Here is a 15,570-nt window from a genome sequence, read left to right on the forward strand (position 1 = left end):
TCGAGGGACGGAGCATGGCGACGGGAGCGGAAAGCGTGATGGCGGTGGATGCGGAGGGTGAGGCCGTGAAGGACCCGCTGGCCCTCGAGAGCCAGGTGTGCTTCGCGCTGTCCCTCGCCTCGCGCAGCGTGATCGCCGCCTACCGGCCCGTGCTCGAGCCGCTGCACCTCACGCACCCGCAGTACCTCGTGATGCTCGCGCTGTGGGAGCGGGCGCCGCTCTCGGTCAAGGGGCTGAGCGGCCTCCTGCACCTCGAGCCCGCGACGCTCTCGCCGCTCATCAAGCGGCTCGAGGCCCTCGGCTACGTGCTGCGCACCCGGGACAGCGCGGACGAGCGCTCCCTCGCGATCGTGCTGACCGACGAGGGCGCCGCGCTGCGGGCGGAGGCGGAGAAGATCCCCGCCGCGATGATGCGGCGGCTGCGCATGGACGAGCAGGAGCTCACGGCCCTGCACGCGAGCATGATGAAGCTGATCACCGTCGCGCTCGAGGACGAGGTGCCCGGGGGCTGACCGACGTCGCCGACGGGACGGGGATCACTCCGAGGCAACTAGTTAGTGCACTAATCGTTCGCGTACAGTTCCTGAGGTCGGCCGACGGCCGCCACCACGAGTCCCGCCGACCCAGGAGAACGCACCGTGAGCATCCCCGGCCTCGTCATGACCATCGTCTCCGGGATCCTGCTGTTCCTGGGCTCTGTGTGGATCTACTCCACCACCATGACCTTCGGCCGCAGCCGCGCCTCGAGGGCCGCGATCGCCATGGTCTCCGTCGGCGTCGTGCTCGGGACCGTCGGCGTCTTCCTCCTGCTGGGCTGACCGGCGCGGCCCGGGCGAGCGCGGCTCAGCCCCGTCACCGCCAGGCGCCGACCCGGCACCGGCCGTCCTCGTCCGAGCCGGCGGCGAGCACCGTGCCGTCCTCGCGACACGCGACCGAATGCTGGAGCCCTGCGTCGATCACGGCCCGGTGCGCGTCGATCAGTCGTCCCAAACGCCCGAGCTGCCCCGGCGGTGCGAGCCCAGCAGGTGCGTGTCCACGATGCCCACGGCCTCCATGAGCGCGAACATCGTCGTGGGGCCGACGAAGGCGAAGCCCTCCTTCCGCAGCCGCTTCGACAGCGCCACGGACTCCGGGGAGCGGGTCGGGACCTCCGCCGCGGTGCGCGGTCGCGGCGTGACCTCCGGCCGGTAGGACCACACGAGCTCCACGAGGCCGCCCCGCTCGCGCACATCCAGCGTGGCGCGGGCGTTCGTGATCGTCGCCGCGATCTTCGCGCGGTTGCGCACGATCCCGGCGTCGGCCAGCAGGCGCTGCTCGTCGGCCTCGTCGAAGCGCGCGACGATCTCGGGATCGAAGCCCGCGAAGGCCTCGCGGAAGGCGGGACGCTTGCGCAGGATCGTCGCCCACGAGAGCCCCGCCTGGAACGCCTCGAGGCTGATCCGCTCGTACATGCCCTGCTCGTCCCGCACGGGCATGCCCCACTCGGTGTCGTAGTACGCCTGCAGCAGGGGATCGGTCGCGGCCCAGGCGGGGCGCGCCAGGCCGTCCTCGCCGAGGACCGTCCCGGCGTCGGGGGCGGTGTCGGTATCGGGGGTGCTCATGCGGTCCTCTCGAGGGTGAGCAGGGTGGTCTTCGCATCGGTGCCGCCCACGTAGCCGCCGGGGGAGCCGTCGCCGCGCAGCACACGATGGCACGGGATGACGATCGGCAGCGGGTTCGTCGCACAGGCGGTGCCCACCGCGCGCGAGGCCCGCGGGTTCCCCACCTGCGCGGCGACCTGCCCGTAGGAGAGCGTGCTGCCGTAGCCGATGCTCGGCAGGAACTCCTGCACCTCGAGGCGGAAGCCGCGGGACAGCGCATGGTCCAGCGGCAGGTCGAAGCCGCGCCGGCGGCCCGCGAAGTATTCCTCGAGCTCCCGGGCCGCGCCGTCCAGCCGTGCGGGTGCCCGCAGGATCCGGGGGCTGACCTTGGTCGCGACCGTCTCGAGCACGGTGTCGAAGCCCTCGCGCTCGAAGGCGATGCGCACGAGGCCCCGCTCGGTCGCGGCGAGCAGCAGCGGGCCGACGGGGGAGTCGACGGTGCGGGTCGCGACGTCGAGCAGCTGCTCCTGGCCGGCCCGCTCGGCGAGCCGGGCGCTCAGGTGCTCGAGGACCGCGGGGTCCACGGGGAGTGCGGCGCTGAGATCGGGATCGGCGGTGGTCATCGGTCAGCTCCTTCGGGGGAGAGGGCGCGGGACGGTGCGGGATGTCCGGCGAGGCCGCGGCGCAGGGCGGCCACGCCGTCCGCGGCGGCGCGCCGCACGGCCGCCGGGGTGCTGCCGGTGAGCTCCGCGGTCTCCGCATGGGGGAGTCCGCCCAGGTAGTGGTAGGCGACGGCGAGGCGCTGCTTCTCGGGCAGCGCCGCGACCTCCGACCACAGCCCCTCGTCGGCCCCCGGCCCGCCCGCGGTCGAGGCCCATTCGGGCAGGGACTCCACGGGCAGCGGAGCGCGGGATCGCCGACGGATCACGTCGATCGCCCGCCGCTGGGCGACCCGCACCAGCCACGCCTCCACGTTCGTCGACGCCGGCAGTTCCGGCCAGGCGCGCAGGGCGGAGAGGAAGGTCTCGGACCAGGCGTCCTCCGCGTCCGCGGGGTCCAGGAGCACCGCACGGCACACCCGCATCACGGCCGGGCCGTGGCGGGCGACGGCCTGCTCGAAGGGCTCACGCATCATCATGTCCCGCAGTCGCCGGGGCGCGGCGGGATGTGAGGCGGTGATCGGGGACGCTCATCCGCCGCACGCTACCGGGGTCGCTCATTCTGCGCTCACTCTCGCCCCCGAGGCTCTCTCCCGCAGGCCACCGATCCCCGAAGGAGATTCCCGTGAGCAGTCCCGTCCCGCAGCACCGACCCCGGGTCGACACCCTCCCGTTCCGCGCCCTGACGCCCGAGCGGATGATGAAGGTCCCGATCATCACGGCGACCTTCTGGACCATCAAGATCCTCTCCACCACCGTCGGCGAGACCTTCGCCGACTACCTCGCGGTGAACGTGGGCCTCGGGCCGATGGTCACCACCGGCATGATGCTCGTGCTGCTCGCCGCCGCGCTCGTGCTGCAGTTCCGCTCCCGCGCCTACACCCCCTGGATCTACTGGACCACCGTGGTGCTCGTGAGCATCGTCGGCACCCAGATCACCGACTTCTTCACGGACACCCTCGGGGTGAGCCTGTACGTCTCCACCGCCGTGTTCACCGTGCTCCTCGCGGTCGTGTTCTCCGCCTGGTACGCGCAGGAGCGCACCCTCGCGATCACCTCGATCGACACGGTGCGTCGCGAGGCCTTCTACTGGGGAGCCATCCTCACCGCCTTCGCCCTCGGCACCGCCGCCGGTGATCTCGCCACCGAGGCCCTGGGGCTCGGGTTCCTGCTCGGCGCGATCATCTTCGGCGCGCTGATCCTCGCCTGCGCGGTCGCCGCCCGCGCCGGGGTCTCGGTCGTCGCGTCGTTCTGGATCGCCTACGTCCTCACCCGCCCGCTCGGCGCCTCGATCGGTGACCTGCTCACCCAGGACCGCGCCTACGGCGGCATGGGCCTCGGCGCGAGCCTGACGAGCCTGCTGTTCCTCGCCATCATCGTGGTCCTCGTGATCCGCGAGCAGCTCCTCGTGCACCGTCACGGCGTCCAGGTCAAGGGCCAGGGCGTGCCCGGTGGGCGACTCCGCGACGTGGTCTGGGCCGGCGCCGGCGCGCTCGCCATCGTGGCCGCCGCCGGCACCGCCACGGCCTTCCACCCGGCGCAGCCCGCACCGGCCGCGTCGTCGGCCGCCGCCTCCCAGGGCCCGCTCGGCGACCTCTCGAGCTTCCAGATGATCGTCGACGACGTGAACACGAAGATCGAGGCCGGGGACCTCTCCGGCGCCCGCACCCGGGTGAAGGACCTCGAGACGGCGTGGGACTCCGCGGAGGCCGGTCTCAAGCCGCAGTCGCCGCAGGACTGGAGCACGATGGACCAGGCGATCGACGCGGAGCTCACCGCCCTGCGCGCCGACCACCCGGACCAGGCGACCAGCCTGCAGGCCTCCCACGACCTGCAGAAGGTCATCACCTCCCTGCAGGGCTGACCGACACCGCGCATGATGGGCCTGCCCCGTCCCGGCTCCCCGGGACGGGGCAGGCCCGCGAGAAGGAGGAGCCGCCATGAGGATCCTGCTGGCGGAGGACGACCCGATGATCGCGGGCGTCCTCGTGCAGCGCCTCGTCGAGGACGCCCACGTCGTCGAGCACGTGGACGACGGCCCGACCGCAGCCGCCTTCGCCCCGCTCGGCGACTTCGACGTGGTCCTGCTGGACCTCGGCCTGCCGGGTCTCGACGGGATGGACGTGCTGCGGTCGCTGCGAGCGGAGGAGGCCGGCCCCGCCGTCATCGTCATGACGGCCCGCGGCCGGCTCGAGGAGAAGGTCGCGGGCCTCGACGCCGGGGCCGACGACTACCTCGTCAAGCCCTTCGCCTACGAGGAGCTGCGGGCCCGGCTGCGGGCCGTCGGCCGACGGGGGACCGCGCACACGAGCGCCGTGCTCCGCGCGGGCGGCATCACGCTGGACGAGACCGCCGTCACGGCCACGGGCCCGGGCGGGGAGGTGGTCCCGCTGACCCGTCGCGAGCTCGCCCTGCTGCGGGCGCTCATGATGCATCCGGGCATGGTCCTCTCCCGCGGCCAGCTCGAGGCGCAGGTCTACGAGGGGGAGGTGGAGATCGAGTCCAACGCGATCGACTTCCTCATCCGTCGCCTGCGCGGGAAGCTCGGGCCCGAGTCGATCCGCAACGTGCGGGGCCTGGGCTGGACGATCCCGAGGCTGCCGTGAGGGCGCCCCGCGGTGCCGGCGCCTCCCTGCGCACCCGGCTGGTCACCGCGCTGACCCTGCTGGTGCTCGTCGTCGCCGCGCTCGCCGCGGTCGGGTCGACGCTCCGCGCGCGGCAGGAGGCCGCGGAGACCCAGGACGAGCTGCTCACGCGCATCTCCGAGCTCGCCGCCGTCCCGGACCCCTCCGCATCGGCCGACGTCGCGAGCACCGGGGCGGGCGCGGGGATCGTCGTCGAGGAGATCTCCGCCGGCTCCGGCCACGACCTCCCCTCCTCGCTCCCGGACGGCCTGTCCACGTCGACCACGGATGACGGGCCGCAGCGGGTCGCCGTGCGGACGCTGCCCGACGGTCGCCGGCTCGCGGCGGCGCAGCCGATCGCCGTGCGAGACGACGCCGTGCGCGAGACCGTGACCTCCACCCTCGTGCCGATCGTGGTCGCGGTGCCGCTGCTCGTGCTCGGCTCCGTGCTCGTGGTCTCCTGGGCGCTGCGCCCGGTCGAGTCGCTGCGTCGCGAGCTCGCCTCCCGCGGCGGTGACCAGCTCGAGCCCCTACCCCGGGACGGCGTGCCCGACGAGCTCACGGGCTTCCTCGACGCCGTCGACACCCATCACGCCCGCGCCGCGGGTGTGCTCGAGGGCCGGCGCCGCTTCGCCGCGGAGGCCGCCCACGAGCTGCGCACCCCGATCGCCGCCGTGTCCTTCCAGGCCGAGCACCTGCTCGCCGCCCGGGACGAGGAGGAGCGGGAGAGGCGCGGGCGCACCCTCGAGGGTGGGCTGGCCCGGCTGCGGACCCTCGCCGACCAGCTCCTCGTGCTCGGCGACGAGTCGGCCCCCGAGGACCACGGCCAGAGCGTGGAGGACGTGGTGCGCGCGCTCGCCGGGGACCTGCTGGGCACCCCCGAGGGAGCCCGGGCCGATCTGCGCTTCGACCTCGAGGCGGCCGACGGGGCGCTCGTTCCCGCGACGGCCGCGACCACGGTGCTGCGGAACCTGGTCGGCAACGCCCTGCGGCACGCCGCGGGGGCCGGACCGATCGAGGTGCGGGCGATGGCGGTGGGGGAGGCGGTGCGGCTCGAGGTGCTGGACCGCGGTCCCGGGATCCAGGACCCGGAGCAGGTCCTCGCGCCCTTCCACCGGGAGGCGGGGCAGGAGGTGCCCGGGCACGGCCTCGGGCTCGCGATCACGGTGCGCACCCTCGAGCGTCAGGGCGGCACCCTCGCGCTGCTGCCCCGCCCGGGCGGCGGCACGATCGCCCGCGCCACCCTGCCCCGCGCCTGACCTCCGCCTGGCCCGGCCCTGCCGCCCCGCCGCGTTCATCCCGCGGCCATCCTGCCGGGAGCGCACCCACCACGTCGTGGGAGCGCGCCCACCCTGCGCTGACCTGCGGCCCCTCCGATGATCAGGCATTCCGGGCATGTGAGGCGCGGGTCACCTTCCGTCCACCTGTCCCACCCCGAAGCTTCGCCTGCGCGGCACGCCCCCGTCCTCCTCGCTCCCTAGCGTCGAGCCCGGCCCTGTCCTCCTCCTCGACCCCTGGAGCCCCCATGTCGCCCCGTCCCCGGCGCTTCTCCCCGCTCGCCCTCGCCGTCACCGTCGCCCTCGGACTCACCCCCGCCCTCGCCCTCGGGCCGACCCCGGCGCAGGCCGCCCCGGTCACCGCCCCGGCGTCCCCGTCGACCCCGGCCGCCCCCGCCCAGCGCGACCCGCTGCCCACCCCCGCCGTCGAGGCGCCCACCCCGGACGTCCTCGACGTCGACATCGACGCGACCGGCCTCGACGAGCAGGCCCAGCAGCGCACGCAGACTCCCTTCGGCACCGCCCCGACCGTCGGCGAGGACGCCGCGCTCGGCCGCCAGGTCGCCTCCTACGATGGCACCGGCGCCACCCGCTACGACTTCGCGGACGGCTTCGAGAAGACCGCGAAGGCCCTCACCCTCGAGTGCACCGTCCGCTTCGACGACGGCCTCTCCGACGGCGGCGACGAGTCCCGCGGCAACTTCTGCGGCGCCAAGGAGGGCGGCGGCTACTCGCTCACCGTCTACGGCTCGACCCTGAAGATGATGGTCAACGTCGACGGGAAGTACTACGGCGCCGGCGTGCCCATCGAGCAGGGCGTCTGGTACCACGCGACCGGCGTCTGGGACGGGAAGTCCGTCTCCCTCTACCTCGACGGCACGAAGGTCGCCGAGACCCCCACCACCGGCTCCGCCATCAGCGCCCCGCCGAAGACCGCCGCCCACCAGTTCTTCCTCGGCGCGGACACCAACGGCTCCGGCAACCCCCAGTTCCACGGCACCGTCTCCCTCGCCGGCGCCGGCATCTACTCCCGCGCCCTCAGCGGCGAGGAGATCACCGCCCGCTACGCGAGCACCTTCGCCGGCCGCACCGAGGACCAGGCCTCCTTCACCCTCACGAGCCCTGCCCCCGGCTCCCGCCTCACCGCGCCGACCACCCTCGAGGGGACCCACGAGCACGAGAAGCTGCTCGCCCGGCCCCTCGCCTACACCCTCGACGGGGAGCCCGTCTCCCTCGGCGACGAGGTGGGCCCCGGCCTCGCCGCCGGCGAGCACACCCTCGCCTGGACCGGTCTCGACCAGTTCGGCGAGGACGTCTCCGGACAGGAGACCTTCACCTCCACCAGCATCCCCACGGCGGGCGGCGTCGAGCAGTCCAGCGGCAGGGGCAGCGCCCAGCTCACCGCGCGCGCCACGAGCCCCACCGGCGAGGACCTCCGCACCACCTTCCTCGCCGGGGAGATCTCCTCCGCGACGGGCACCCGGCAGGGTGTCATCGAGGCGGCCGACGTCGCCGAGGACGGCTCGGTCGCCGGTGACGTCACCCTCCAGGACGCGAAGAGGACCGGCGAGAAGCTCGCCCCGGGCGACGGCAAGGACCTCGACTCCCCGGTCACCGCGAAGGTGCCCGCCCTGCGCACCGAGATCCCCTTCACCGAGGCCGGCCAGCAGGTCGCCTGGAGCGGCCAGGTGGACCCGGCGCGCTCCGTGAGCCTGCTGCTGCTGAACCCGGAGACCGGCCGCTACGAGGTGACCGACACCGCCCGCGGCAGCTCCGAGGGCGACACCGAGCTGCTCGCCTCGGCCACCGCCGCCCAGGGCGCCGGCGGCACGCTGCGCGCCCTGGTCATCGGCACCGACCCCTTCGCCGACGACCTCGACGAGCCCGTCAAGGACGGCTTCGAGGACCCCGACGACTACGACTTCTCCCTCATGCACATCACCGACACCCAGTACCTCAGCCAGGGCGCCACCCAGAAGGCGACCGCGGCGGAGCGCGAGGAGTGGGCGAGCGCCTACGAGGACTCCTACCGCTGGGTCGCCGAGCACGGCGAGGAGCACAAGCTCGCCTACGTCGCCCACACCGGGGACATCATCGAGGACTGGAACACCGGCGCCACGGACCGCGGCAAGGCGGAGGAGGAGATGCAGTTCGCCTCCGAGACCCAGAAGATCCTCGAGGACACGGGCGTGCCCCACTCCGTGCTCCCCGGCAACCACGACAACCTCGGCGGCGGGGACACCGGCACCGACAGCCTCTACAACCAGTACTTCGGCGCGGAGCGCTACGAGGCCCTCGCCCAGCAGGACTCCTGGAAGGAGGCGGGCGCCGAGTACCACCCGTGGAAGGAGGGGGACAACGACAACAGCTACACCCTCTTCAGCGCCGGCGGCCAGGACTTCATCGCCCTGAGCCTCGGCTACATCGTCACCGACGAGGAGGCCGCCTGGGCGAGCGACGTGCTCGACCAGTACGCGGGCCGCGACGCCGTCCTGCTCACCCACGCGTACAACAAGCCGAGCTCCGAGCCCGACGGCCGCGGCGGGACCTTCTCCCAGGACGGCCAGATCATCCGCGAGCAGATCCTCGAGAAGCACCCGAACGTCGCGCTCGTGCTCTCCGGGCACGAGCACGGCGTCTCGATCGGCGTGCGCACCGACGTGGGAGAGGCGGGCAACGATGTCGTCGAGCTGCTCGCCGACTACCAGTTCTACGAGGTGGGCTCGGACCAGCTGGGCCTGACCGAGGAGGGCGGCTACGGGAAGGACACGGGCCTGCGCTTCGGTGCGGCGTTCTTCCGCCTGCTCCAGTTCGACCTGGACCGCGGCGAGGTCTCCGTGGACACCTACTCGCCGTACATGGACGAGTTCGGCGCCACCGAGTACGACACGAAGGACCGCTACGACGGCCGTGAGGACGACTTCCGCCTCCCCGTGCAGTTCCAGGGCCGCACGACCGCGTTCACGACCGACGCGCTCGTCGGCATCACGCCGACGGACGAGGTGATCGGCGAGGTCAACCACGCCTCGGGAGAGGACGCGAGCGTCACCTGGAAGGGCCTGAAGAACAAGAAGGTCTACGGCTGGATCGCGGTGAGCCGCGACGCCGCCGAGGTCTCGGGCGACGAGGAGGCCGTGAGCGAGGAGGCCCGCTCCCTCGCCCTGGATCCCACGAAGGACGGCGGCATCGTGCAGGTCAGCGCGTTCACGGCCTTCAAGAAGCCGCTCAAGGACAAGGCCCCCGGCGTGACGTCGTCCACGGACGGGTCCACCGCGGCCGAGTGAGCCGGCGCGTCTCCTCCGCCGGCCGGCCCTGCGCGAGGGCCCGGCACCCGCAGCAGTCATCCGGCGGAGGAGACGCCAGGGCCTCACCCGTCCATCTCACGATCAGCCCCATCGAGCACCCGACGCGGGTCCCTGAGCTTCGGGCCCGGCCCGGACGGGGAGAGGGTCAAGGAGAACCAGCTGGCCTTCCCGCTCCCCGCCCGAGTCGCGGGCGGGCTCAGTCGCCGCTCGGCCGGCGGCGCTGCTGCTTGGTGAGCGAGCGCTGCCGCTTCCCTTCGAGACGGCGGCGCTGCGACCCGCGCGTGGGCTTCGTGGCGCGGCGCGGCACCGGGGGAGCGATCGCCTCCCGGAGCAGGGCCGCGAGCCGTTCCCGCGCGGCCGCGCGGTTCCGACGCTGGGAACGGTTCTCCGCGGCCGCGACGGTGAGCACGCTCCCCACCAGCCTCGGGGCGAGCGCGGTGAGCGCCCGCTCCCTCTGCGCCGGAGTCAGCGCCGTGGTGGTCGCGAGGTCCCAGCGCAGCTGCACCCGGGAGTCGGCGGTGTTCACGCCCTGGCCGCCGGGGCCGGAGGCGTGGGAGAACTGCTCCGTGAGCTCCGCGGCGGGGATCCGCAGGCCGCGCGGGGCACCGGGCCCCGGGGGCACGTGCATGTCGTCCATCGCCCCAGGATGCCCCAGGATGCCCCAGGACGCCCGGCGGGACCCAGGTTGCGCTCAGCGGGACCCGTCCCCGGGGAGTCGGGGCACATCCCGGTCGCGGTCGGCGGTGGAGCGGATCCGCGCTCAGGCGCCGGCGGCCCCCTGGTCGCGGGGCTCGTCCTCCTCGCGCAGGCGCGGCTCGACCCGCTGCTCGGGATGCCAGCCGGCCTTGTCCGCGTAGAACGCACGGATCGTGTCCATGTCGCCGCGCAGGTCCTCCGTCATCGCGAGGGACGGGCCGAGGCCCGTCGTCATCGTCGTGCGGTCCACGTAGCCGAGCGTGACGGGCAGGCCCGTGCGGAGGGCGATCCGATGGAAGCCCGACTTCCACAGGTCGTGGTCCCCGCGGGTGCCGTCGGGCGTGACGACGAGGCTGAAGACCTCGCCGGAGTCCACGCGGGCGACGACCTCCTCCACGACCCGGCCCGGGTCCGAGCGGTCCACGGGGATCCCGCCCAGGCGCCGCATGATCGGCCCCTTCCATCCCGTGAACAGGCTGTTCTTACCCAGCCAGTGGATGCGGATCCCGAGCTCCCACGCGATCGCGAGCATGAGCATGAAGTCCCAGTTGGAGGTGTGGGGCGCGCCCACGAGCACCGTGGGCCGCGGGGAGGCGGGCTCGGTGACGAGGCGCCACCGGCTCAGACGCCAGAACGCTCCGGCGATCAGGCGTCGGATCATGGGTGAACCGTAGAGCACGGCGGGCCGGGGCACTCCCAGGTGCCGGATCCCGGTCCGCCGGCCTGGGGCGGGATCAGGCCTCGCCGTCCGCGGAGGGCCAGGGGTTCGCCCGGCAGCCGCCCAGGTCCATCGACTGCTGGAGCATCACCGGTGCGGCCTCGCCCTCGCCGCCGCAGGTCTCGTGGCCGTGCCCCAGGAAGTGGCCCACCTCGTGGTTGACCATGTAGGCGCGGTACTCGCCGAGGTCGTCGAAGACTGGCGTCATGAGCGTCCAGCGGTCCGCGTTGAGCACCACCTCCTCCCCGATCCGGCAGCTCCACAGGCCGTTGGTCCGGGCCGGCGCGCAGAGCTCGTCCACGGTGGGCGGGGAGGCGAGGGAGATCGTGAAGTCCGCCTCCGCGGGCTCCGTGACCTGACGGAAGGCGACGTGCTCGAGGGGCTCCCAGCCGCGCTCGTCGGCGAGGACCTCGGCGACGACGCCGGCGACCTCGCCGGCCTCCAGGTCGATGCCGTCCTCGACGCGCAGGAGGTAGGAGCGCACGTTCCCGTCCGACGCACTGCCCTCCGACGCGGCGCCGTCGGTCGCCGGCTCGGCCACGGTCCAGGTGCCCTCGCCGGTCATGCCCGAGCGGGGGATCTCCGTGCTCGCCGCCGTGATCTCGGCCGTGACCCCGCCCGTCGCCGCCGCGGCGACCGGGCTGCCGTCGGAGGCGCCGCCGCCGTCCGACCCACCACCGTCGGACGCCCCGCCGCCGTCGCTCGGCACCGGGGCGGGAGACGGGGTCGTGGGGGAGGAGGGATCGCCCGGGGGCTCCGCGGGGCTCGCGAGGGCGCGCACCCCGAGCACCACGACGAGGATCAGCAGCACGGAGAGCAGGGTTACCACGATCGTGCGGGCGAGGCGTCCCCGGCGCGTGAGGACGAGACGCGGGCGGTCAGGGGGTGGCGGAGTGGCGTCGGTCACCAGGACACCGTAGGAGGTCCGAGGCCTGCCCGCTCGGCGCCACGCTCGACGTCACCGGGCTCGGGCGGAATGGCGCCGCGCCGCCGTCGCTCCGGGGCCGCCGCCTCAGCTCACCCGCAGGCGGTGCTCCCCGGGTCCGGCCGGGACGAGCACGCGCGCGCCCTCACGGGTGAGGGAGGTGCGGGCGCCGTCGACGACGACCTCGACGTCGAGCTCCTCGGGCACCCAGAACTCGCTCGGCGCGGAGGCCTCCGCGCCGTCCCAGGCGGCCTTCCAGCTGCCGCCCGCGGACCGACCGCTGCGCAGGGAGGTCCCGGCGACCGCGACGGGCCGGGGCCGGCGCAGGGTCCGGGCGACCTCCGAGGTCGCGAAGCCCGGCTCCCACCGGTGGTAGATCCATCCGGTGACGTCCTGGTCCAGGGCGTCCAGGAGCTCCTCGTCCAGGGGCTCCTCGCCGCTCAGCTCGCGCAGGGCGAGACCGGAGACGTCGAGCAGCGCCGGGTGGCCCGCTCCCGCCTCGGGGGCGTCGGCGAGGATCACGGAGAGCCCCTCGCCCTCGGCGAGGTCGAGCAGCTCGCGCGCCTGCTCCGCCGAGCCCGCGCCGACGATTCGCACGGCGTCGAGGCCGAGCTCCGCCAGCTGTCGCAGGTCCTGGGCGGTCACGGGGGCAGTGCCGCCGGCGCCCCCCGCCTCGATGTCCACGCCGTGGACCACGCGCAGGCGGCCCTCGGCGTCGGTGTGCTCGGCCGTATCGATCATCCGGGTCATGACTGCCACCTTCCGCGGACTCCGCTGTCCGCTGCTGCCGCGAACCTAGCAGGAGAAGCACGACGGCGCGCCGGTGGGTCGGCGTCGTCTCATGACCAGGCGAGGGCGCCCGCCCGCGCGCCGGCTCCTGCCCTCGCTCCCGCCCACGGAGAGGCCGCTGCGGCACGGGTCTCGCGCGACCGGTCCGCGGCGAGTCGATGCCGCATGACGGGCGGGCGTCCGTGCGGTGGGAGGATGCTCCCCATGACCGCCACCCTCGTCGCCCATGGCCTCTCCGGCGGCCACGGCCACCGGGTCCTGTTCGAGGACCTGGACCTCACCGTCGCACCGGGCGACGTGATCGGGGTGGTCGGCGCGAACGGGGCCGGCAAGTCCACCCTGCTGCGCCTGCTCGCCGGCGAGACCGCGCCGATGGCCGGCCGCGTGACCCTGAATCCCGGCGACGCCTTCGTCGGCCACCTCCCGCAGGAGCACGAGCGCGTCGAAGGCGAGAGCATCGCCGCCTACATCGCGCGCCGCACCGGCTGCGCCGAGGCGACCGCCCGCCACGACGCGGCCGCCGCCGCGCTCGCCGCGCCCGCCCCCGCCCGGGGCGGCCCGGACCCGGCCGACGTGTACGCCGCGGCCCTGGACCACTGGCTCGCGACGGGCGCCGCGGACCTCGAGGAGCGCATCCCGCCGATGCTCGCGGACCTCGGCCTCGCGCTCGGCCCCGAGGACGCCCGGCGCACGATGATGACCTCCCTCTCCGGCGGGCAGGCCGCCCGGGTGGGCCTCGCGGCGCTGCTGCTCTCCCGCTTCGACCTCGTGCTGCTCGACGAGCCCACGAACGACCTCGACCTCGACGGACTCGCCCGGCTCGAGACCTTCGTCCAGGGCCTGCGCGGCGGCGCCGTGCTCGTGAGCCACGACCGCGAGTTCCTCTCCCGCTGCGTCACCACCGTGCTCGAGCTCGACCTCGCCCAGCACAGCAACCGCGTCTACGGCGGCGGCTACGACGCCTTCCTCGAGGAGCGCGCGACCGTGCGCCGCCACGCCCGCGAGAGGTACGAGGAGTACGCCGCGACCAAGGCGGATCTCGTCTCCCGCGCCCGCACCCAGCGCGAATGGTCCAGCCAGGGCGTGCGCAACGCGATGCGGAAGTCCCCGGACAACGACAAGGTGCGCCGCCGCGCGCAGTCCGAGTCGAGCGAGAAGCAGGCCCAGAAGGTGCGCCAGATGGAGAGCCGCATCAGCCGCCTCGAGGAGGTCGAGGAGCCGCGCAAGGAATGGCGGCTCGAGATGAGCATCGGCGCCGCGCCCCGCTCGAGCACCGTCGTCGCGACGCTCTCCGGGGCCGTGGTGCGCCAGGGCGAGTTCACCCTGGGACCCGTCTCCCTGCAGGTGAACGCGGGGGAGCGGATCGGGATCAGCGGCCCCAACGGCGCTGGGAAGTCGACCCTGCTGCGCGTGCTGCTGGGCCGCCGCACCCCCGACGAGGGCAGCGCGAGCCTCGGCACCAGCGTGCAGATCGGCGAGATCGACCAGGCCCGCTCGCTGCTCGCGGGCGCCGTGCCGCTCGCGGAGGCCTTCGGCGCGCAGGTCCCCGAGATGACCCCGGCGGAGGTGCGCACCCTGCTCGCGAAGTTCGGCCTGCGCGCGGACCACGTGGGCCGCGGCATGGACGAGCTCTCCCCGGGGGAGCGCACCCGCGCGGGCCTCGCCCTGCTGCAGGCGCGCGGCGTGAACCTGCTCGTGCTCGACGAGCCGACGAACCACCTGGACCTCCCGGCCATCGAGCAGCTCGAGCAGGCGATCGACGCCTACGACGGCACGCTCGTGCTCGTCACCCATGACCGCCGGATGATCGAGGCGGTCCGGATCGACCGCCGCTGGCAGGTCGATGGCGGGCGGGTCACCGAGCGCTGAGCCGCCCGCGCCCTCCTGTCCCAGCCTCCGGCGGGAGACCCCGTCAGAGGTTGATCGTCACGTCCCCGCTCTTCTCGAGCTCGTCGGCGATGCTCTGCGCGGCCTCGCCCTCCTCCTGGGCCTTCACCTGCTGGGCGAGCTGGTCCTTGACGTCCTCGAACGCCGGGGTCTGCGCCTGCTCGCCGCCGGACTCGCTCGTCTGGGCGGCCGCCTGCTCCTGCTGCTGCACCATCTGGTCGTAGGCGGTCTTCAGCTCCTCGTCCGTCGGATCGCCGATCCCGGCCTTCTTGTCGATGAAGGTCGTGATCGTGAACTGCTTCGCGGCCTCGCTGCGGATCTGCTCCTCGTCCATGCCCTGCTGCTCGAGCGCCTTCACGACCTCGTCGGCGGAGGTCATGCCGTTCTGCGCGCCGATCTGCTCCAGCGTCGCATCGATGTCGTCGTCGCTCGCCTCGATGCCGGCGTCCTCCGCACCCTGCTGGAGCAGGAGGTTGTCCACGAGCCGCTGGGCGACCTGCTGCTTCAGCTGGTCCTCGTCCACGGACTGGCCGGTGCTCTGCTGCTGCATCGCGGCCTGCTCGTACTGCTGCTCGAAGGAGGTCGAGAAGTCCTCCTTCGAGATCGTCTCCCCGTTGACCTCCGCGACCGGGTCGGGGACGTCGGAGAGGTCCGGCGCGGCGCCCTGGGCGCCGCCGCCGTCGGACGCCTGCTGCTGGCTCTGCTGCTGGCCGCCGGCGTCGCTCGCTCCGCCGGCGTCGGAGGCGCCGGAGGAGTCGGACTGCTGGGTGCAGCCGGTGATCGCCACCGCGGCGGCGAGGGAGACGGCGGCGAGGGTCCGTCGCAGGGCGACGGTCCGGGGGAGCTTCGGGGTGGTGCGGGACGTCATGGTGCTGGCCTCCTGGGAGGGGAGTCGGCGGGATGCGGCGGGCGACGCTACCGCAGGCGTCTCACCACGGCGGTGAGGAAGCGTCCAGGCTCCGGTCAGGCCGGGCATTCCGGTGTGCGACGGCCGATGACGGACACCTGTCCGGATATCCCGGGGAGCCGCTGCGGTGCTGGGCAGGGGAGTGCCGAGCGGGTGGATGCCGGCTGGAGTGAATCACGTCTCCTCGCCCGGACGCGAGACGC

General features: G+C 73.9%; 16 protein-coding genes. 7 read left to right on the top strand and 9 right to left on the bottom strand.

Features of this window, described 5'->3' with window-relative positions; all coding sequences use genetic code 11:
- Positions 1 to 38 precede the first annotated feature (38 nt).
- Together C1N80_RS07585 and C1N80_RS07590 are read left to right on the top strand one after the other, a co-directional pair.
- Positions 39 to 512 carry a MarR family winged helix-turn-helix transcriptional regulator gene (locus C1N80_RS07585; RefSeq protein WP_137770212.1) on the top strand — a complete coding sequence of 158 codons (474 nt, stop codon included), beginning with the start codon at positions 39 to 41 and terminating at the stop codon, positions 510 to 512.
- Positions 513 to 638: 126 nt separating this feature from the next.
- Positions 639 to 818 carry a hypothetical protein gene (locus C1N80_RS07590; protein WP_137770213.1) on the top strand — a complete coding sequence of 60 codons (180 nt, stop codon included), beginning with the start codon at positions 639 to 641 and terminating at the stop codon, positions 816 to 818.
- A 34-nt stretch (positions 819 to 852) separates the two neighbouring features.
- Here C1N80_RS07590 and C1N80_RS15995 read toward each other — a convergent pair whose 3' ends face one another.
- From C1N80_RS15995 to C1N80_RS07605, 4 genes are read right to left on the bottom strand one after another with little or no spacing between them, the layout of a single operon-like run.
- Positions 853 to 960, bottom strand: a complete 108-nt coding sequence (locus C1N80_RS15995; protein WP_168198057.1) for an RCC1 domain-containing protein — start codon at positions 958 to 960, stop codon at positions 853 to 855.
- A 17-nt stretch (positions 961 to 977) separates the two neighbouring features.
- Entirely contained in the window at positions 978 to 1,601 is a 624-nt protein-coding gene (locus C1N80_RS07595; RefSeq protein WP_137770214.1) for a DNA-3-methyladenine glycosylase I, read from the bottom strand.
- Complete coding sequence (locus tag C1N80_RS07600; RefSeq protein WP_137770215.1) at positions 1,598 to 2,203, bottom strand: methylated-DNA--[protein]-cysteine S-methyltransferase; 606 nt, start codon at positions 2,201 to 2,203, stop codon at positions 1,598 to 1,600. Before C1N80_RS07600 ends, C1N80_RS07595 begins: the two co-directional genes overlap by 4 nt.
- The gene (locus tag C1N80_RS07605; protein WP_137770216.1) at positions 2,200 to 2,712 is read right to left on the bottom strand and encodes an RNA polymerase sigma factor; all 513 of its coding nucleotides are present in this window, start codon (positions 2,710 to 2,712) and stop codon (positions 2,200 to 2,202) included. Before C1N80_RS07605 ends, C1N80_RS07600 begins: the two co-directional genes overlap by 4 nt.
- 152 nt (positions 2,713 to 2,864) lie before the next feature.
- Here C1N80_RS07605 and C1N80_RS07610 point away from each other — a divergent pair, with 152 nt between their 5' ends.
- From C1N80_RS07610 to C1N80_RS07625, 4 genes are all read left to right on the top strand, one after another.
- Entirely contained in the window at positions 2,865 to 4,103 is a 1,239-nt protein-coding gene (locus tag C1N80_RS07610) for a hypothetical protein (protein ID WP_240811266.1), read from the top strand.
- A 76-nt stretch (positions 4,104 to 4,179) separates the two neighbouring features.
- A complete protein-coding gene (locus C1N80_RS07615; RefSeq protein ID WP_137770217.1) occupies positions 4,180 to 4,845 on the top strand; it encodes a response regulator transcription factor in 666 nt (221 codons plus the stop codon).
- A complete protein-coding gene (locus C1N80_RS15510) occupies positions 4,842 to 6,122 on the top strand; it encodes an ATP-binding protein (RefSeq protein WP_168198058.1) in 1,281 nt (426 codons plus the stop codon). The genes C1N80_RS07615 and C1N80_RS15510 overlap by 4 nt, the downstream gene beginning before the upstream one ends.
- 266 nt (positions 6,123 to 6,388) lie before the next feature.
- A complete protein-coding gene (locus tag C1N80_RS07625) occupies positions 6,389 to 9,424 on the top strand; it encodes a LamG-like jellyroll fold domain-containing protein (RefSeq protein WP_137770218.1) in 3,036 nt (1,011 codons plus the stop codon).
- A 217-nt stretch (positions 9,425 to 9,641) separates the two neighbouring features.
- On the opposite strand, the gene arfB is transcribed toward C1N80_RS07625, so the two are convergent.
- The 4 genes from arfB to C1N80_RS07645 form a co-directional block, all read right to left on the bottom strand.
- Positions 9,642 to 10,082 carry an alternative ribosome rescue aminoacyl-tRNA hydrolase ArfB gene (gene arfB / locus C1N80_RS07630; RefSeq protein ID WP_137770219.1) on the bottom strand — a complete coding sequence of 147 codons (441 nt, stop codon included), beginning with the start codon at positions 10,080 to 10,082 and terminating at the stop codon, positions 9,642 to 9,644.
- Positions 10,083 to 10,205: 123 nt separating this feature from the next.
- Positions 10,206 to 10,802 (bottom strand): 1-acyl-sn-glycerol-3-phosphate acyltransferase, encoded by a 597-nt coding sequence (locus C1N80_RS07635; protein ID WP_137770220.1) that lies wholly within the window; start codon positions 10,800 to 10,802, stop codon positions 10,206 to 10,208.
- 73 nt (positions 10,803 to 10,875) lie between these two features.
- On the bottom strand, positions 10,876 to 11,688 hold the full coding sequence (locus C1N80_RS07640; RefSeq protein WP_137770221.1) for a DUF3152 domain-containing protein: 813 nt from the start codon (positions 11,686 to 11,688) through the stop codon (positions 10,876 to 10,878).
- 183 nt (positions 11,689 to 11,871) lie between these two features.
- Positions 11,872 to 12,534, bottom strand: coding sequence for a hypothetical protein (locus C1N80_RS07645; RefSeq protein ID WP_137770222.1), 663 nt, complete (start codon positions 12,532 to 12,534; stop codon positions 11,872 to 11,874).
- Between the two features lie 243 nt (positions 12,535 to 12,777).
- On the opposite strand from C1N80_RS07645, the gene C1N80_RS07650 reads away from it, so the two are divergent.
- Positions 12,778 to 14,442: an ABC-F family ATP-binding cassette domain-containing protein gene (locus tag C1N80_RS07650; protein WP_137770223.1), complete on the top strand. Its 1,665-nt coding sequence runs from the start codon at positions 12,778 to 12,780 to the stop codon at positions 14,440 to 14,442.
- A 43-nt stretch (positions 14,443 to 14,485) separates the two neighbouring features.
- Here the strand turns inward: C1N80_RS07650 and C1N80_RS07655 are convergent, their stop codons facing one another.
- Entirely contained in the window at positions 14,486 to 15,328 is an 843-nt protein-coding gene (locus tag C1N80_RS07655) for a SurA N-terminal domain-containing protein (protein ID WP_137770224.1), read from the bottom strand.
- Between the last annotated feature and the right edge of the window lie 242 nt (positions 15,329 to 15,570).

It is taken from the genome of Brachybacterium sp. SGAir0954, from assembly GCF_005490785.1.
Classification (GTDB): Bacteria; Actinomycetota; Actinomycetes; order Actinomycetales; family Dermabacteraceae; genus Brachybacterium; species Brachybacterium rhamnosum.

What these genes read in the sequence shown, in the direction of transcription:
- C1N80_RS07585 (WP_137770212.1), top strand. Translation starts at nt 39, where the DNA reads ATGGCGGTGGATGCGGAGGGTGAGGCCGTGAAGGACCCGCTGGCCCTC.
- C1N80_RS07595 (WP_137770214.1), bottom strand. Translation starts at nt 1,601, where the DNA reads ATGAGCACCCCCGATACCGACACCGCCCCCGACGCCGGGACGGTCCTC.
- C1N80_RS07600 (WP_137770215.1), bottom strand. Translation starts at nt 2,203, where the DNA reads ATGACCACCGCCGATCCCGATCTCAGCGCCGCACTCCCCGTGGACCCC.
- C1N80_RS07605 (WP_137770216.1), bottom strand. Translation starts at nt 2,712, where the DNA reads ATGCGTGAGCCCTTCGAGCAGGCCGTCGCCCGCCACGGCCCGGCCGTG.
- C1N80_RS07615 (WP_137770217.1), top strand. Translation starts at nt 4,180, where the DNA reads ATGAGGATCCTGCTGGCGGAGGACGACCCGATGATCGCGGGCGTCCTC.
- C1N80_RS07625 (WP_137770218.1), top strand. Translation starts at nt 6,389, where the DNA reads ATGTCGCCCCGTCCCCGGCGCTTCTCCCCGCTCGCCCTCGCCGTCACC.
- arfB (WP_137770219.1), bottom strand. Translation starts at nt 10,082, where the DNA reads ATGGACGACATGCACGTGCCCCCGGGGCCCGGTGCCCCGCGCGGCCTG.
- C1N80_RS07635 (WP_137770220.1), bottom strand. Translation starts at nt 10,802, where the DNA reads ATGATCCGACGCCTGATCGCCGGAGCGTTCTGGCGTCTGAGCCGGTGG.
- C1N80_RS07645 (WP_137770222.1), bottom strand. Translation starts at nt 12,534, where the DNA reads ATGACCCGGATGATCGATACGGCCGAGCACACCGACGCCGAGGGCCGC.
- C1N80_RS07650 (WP_137770223.1), top strand. Translation starts at nt 12,778, where the DNA reads ATGACCGCCACCCTCGTCGCCCATGGCCTCTCCGGCGGCCACGGCCAC.
- C1N80_RS07655 (WP_137770224.1), bottom strand. Translation starts at nt 15,328, where the DNA reads ATGACGTCCCGCACCACCCCGAAGCTCCCCCGGACCGTCGCCCTGCGA.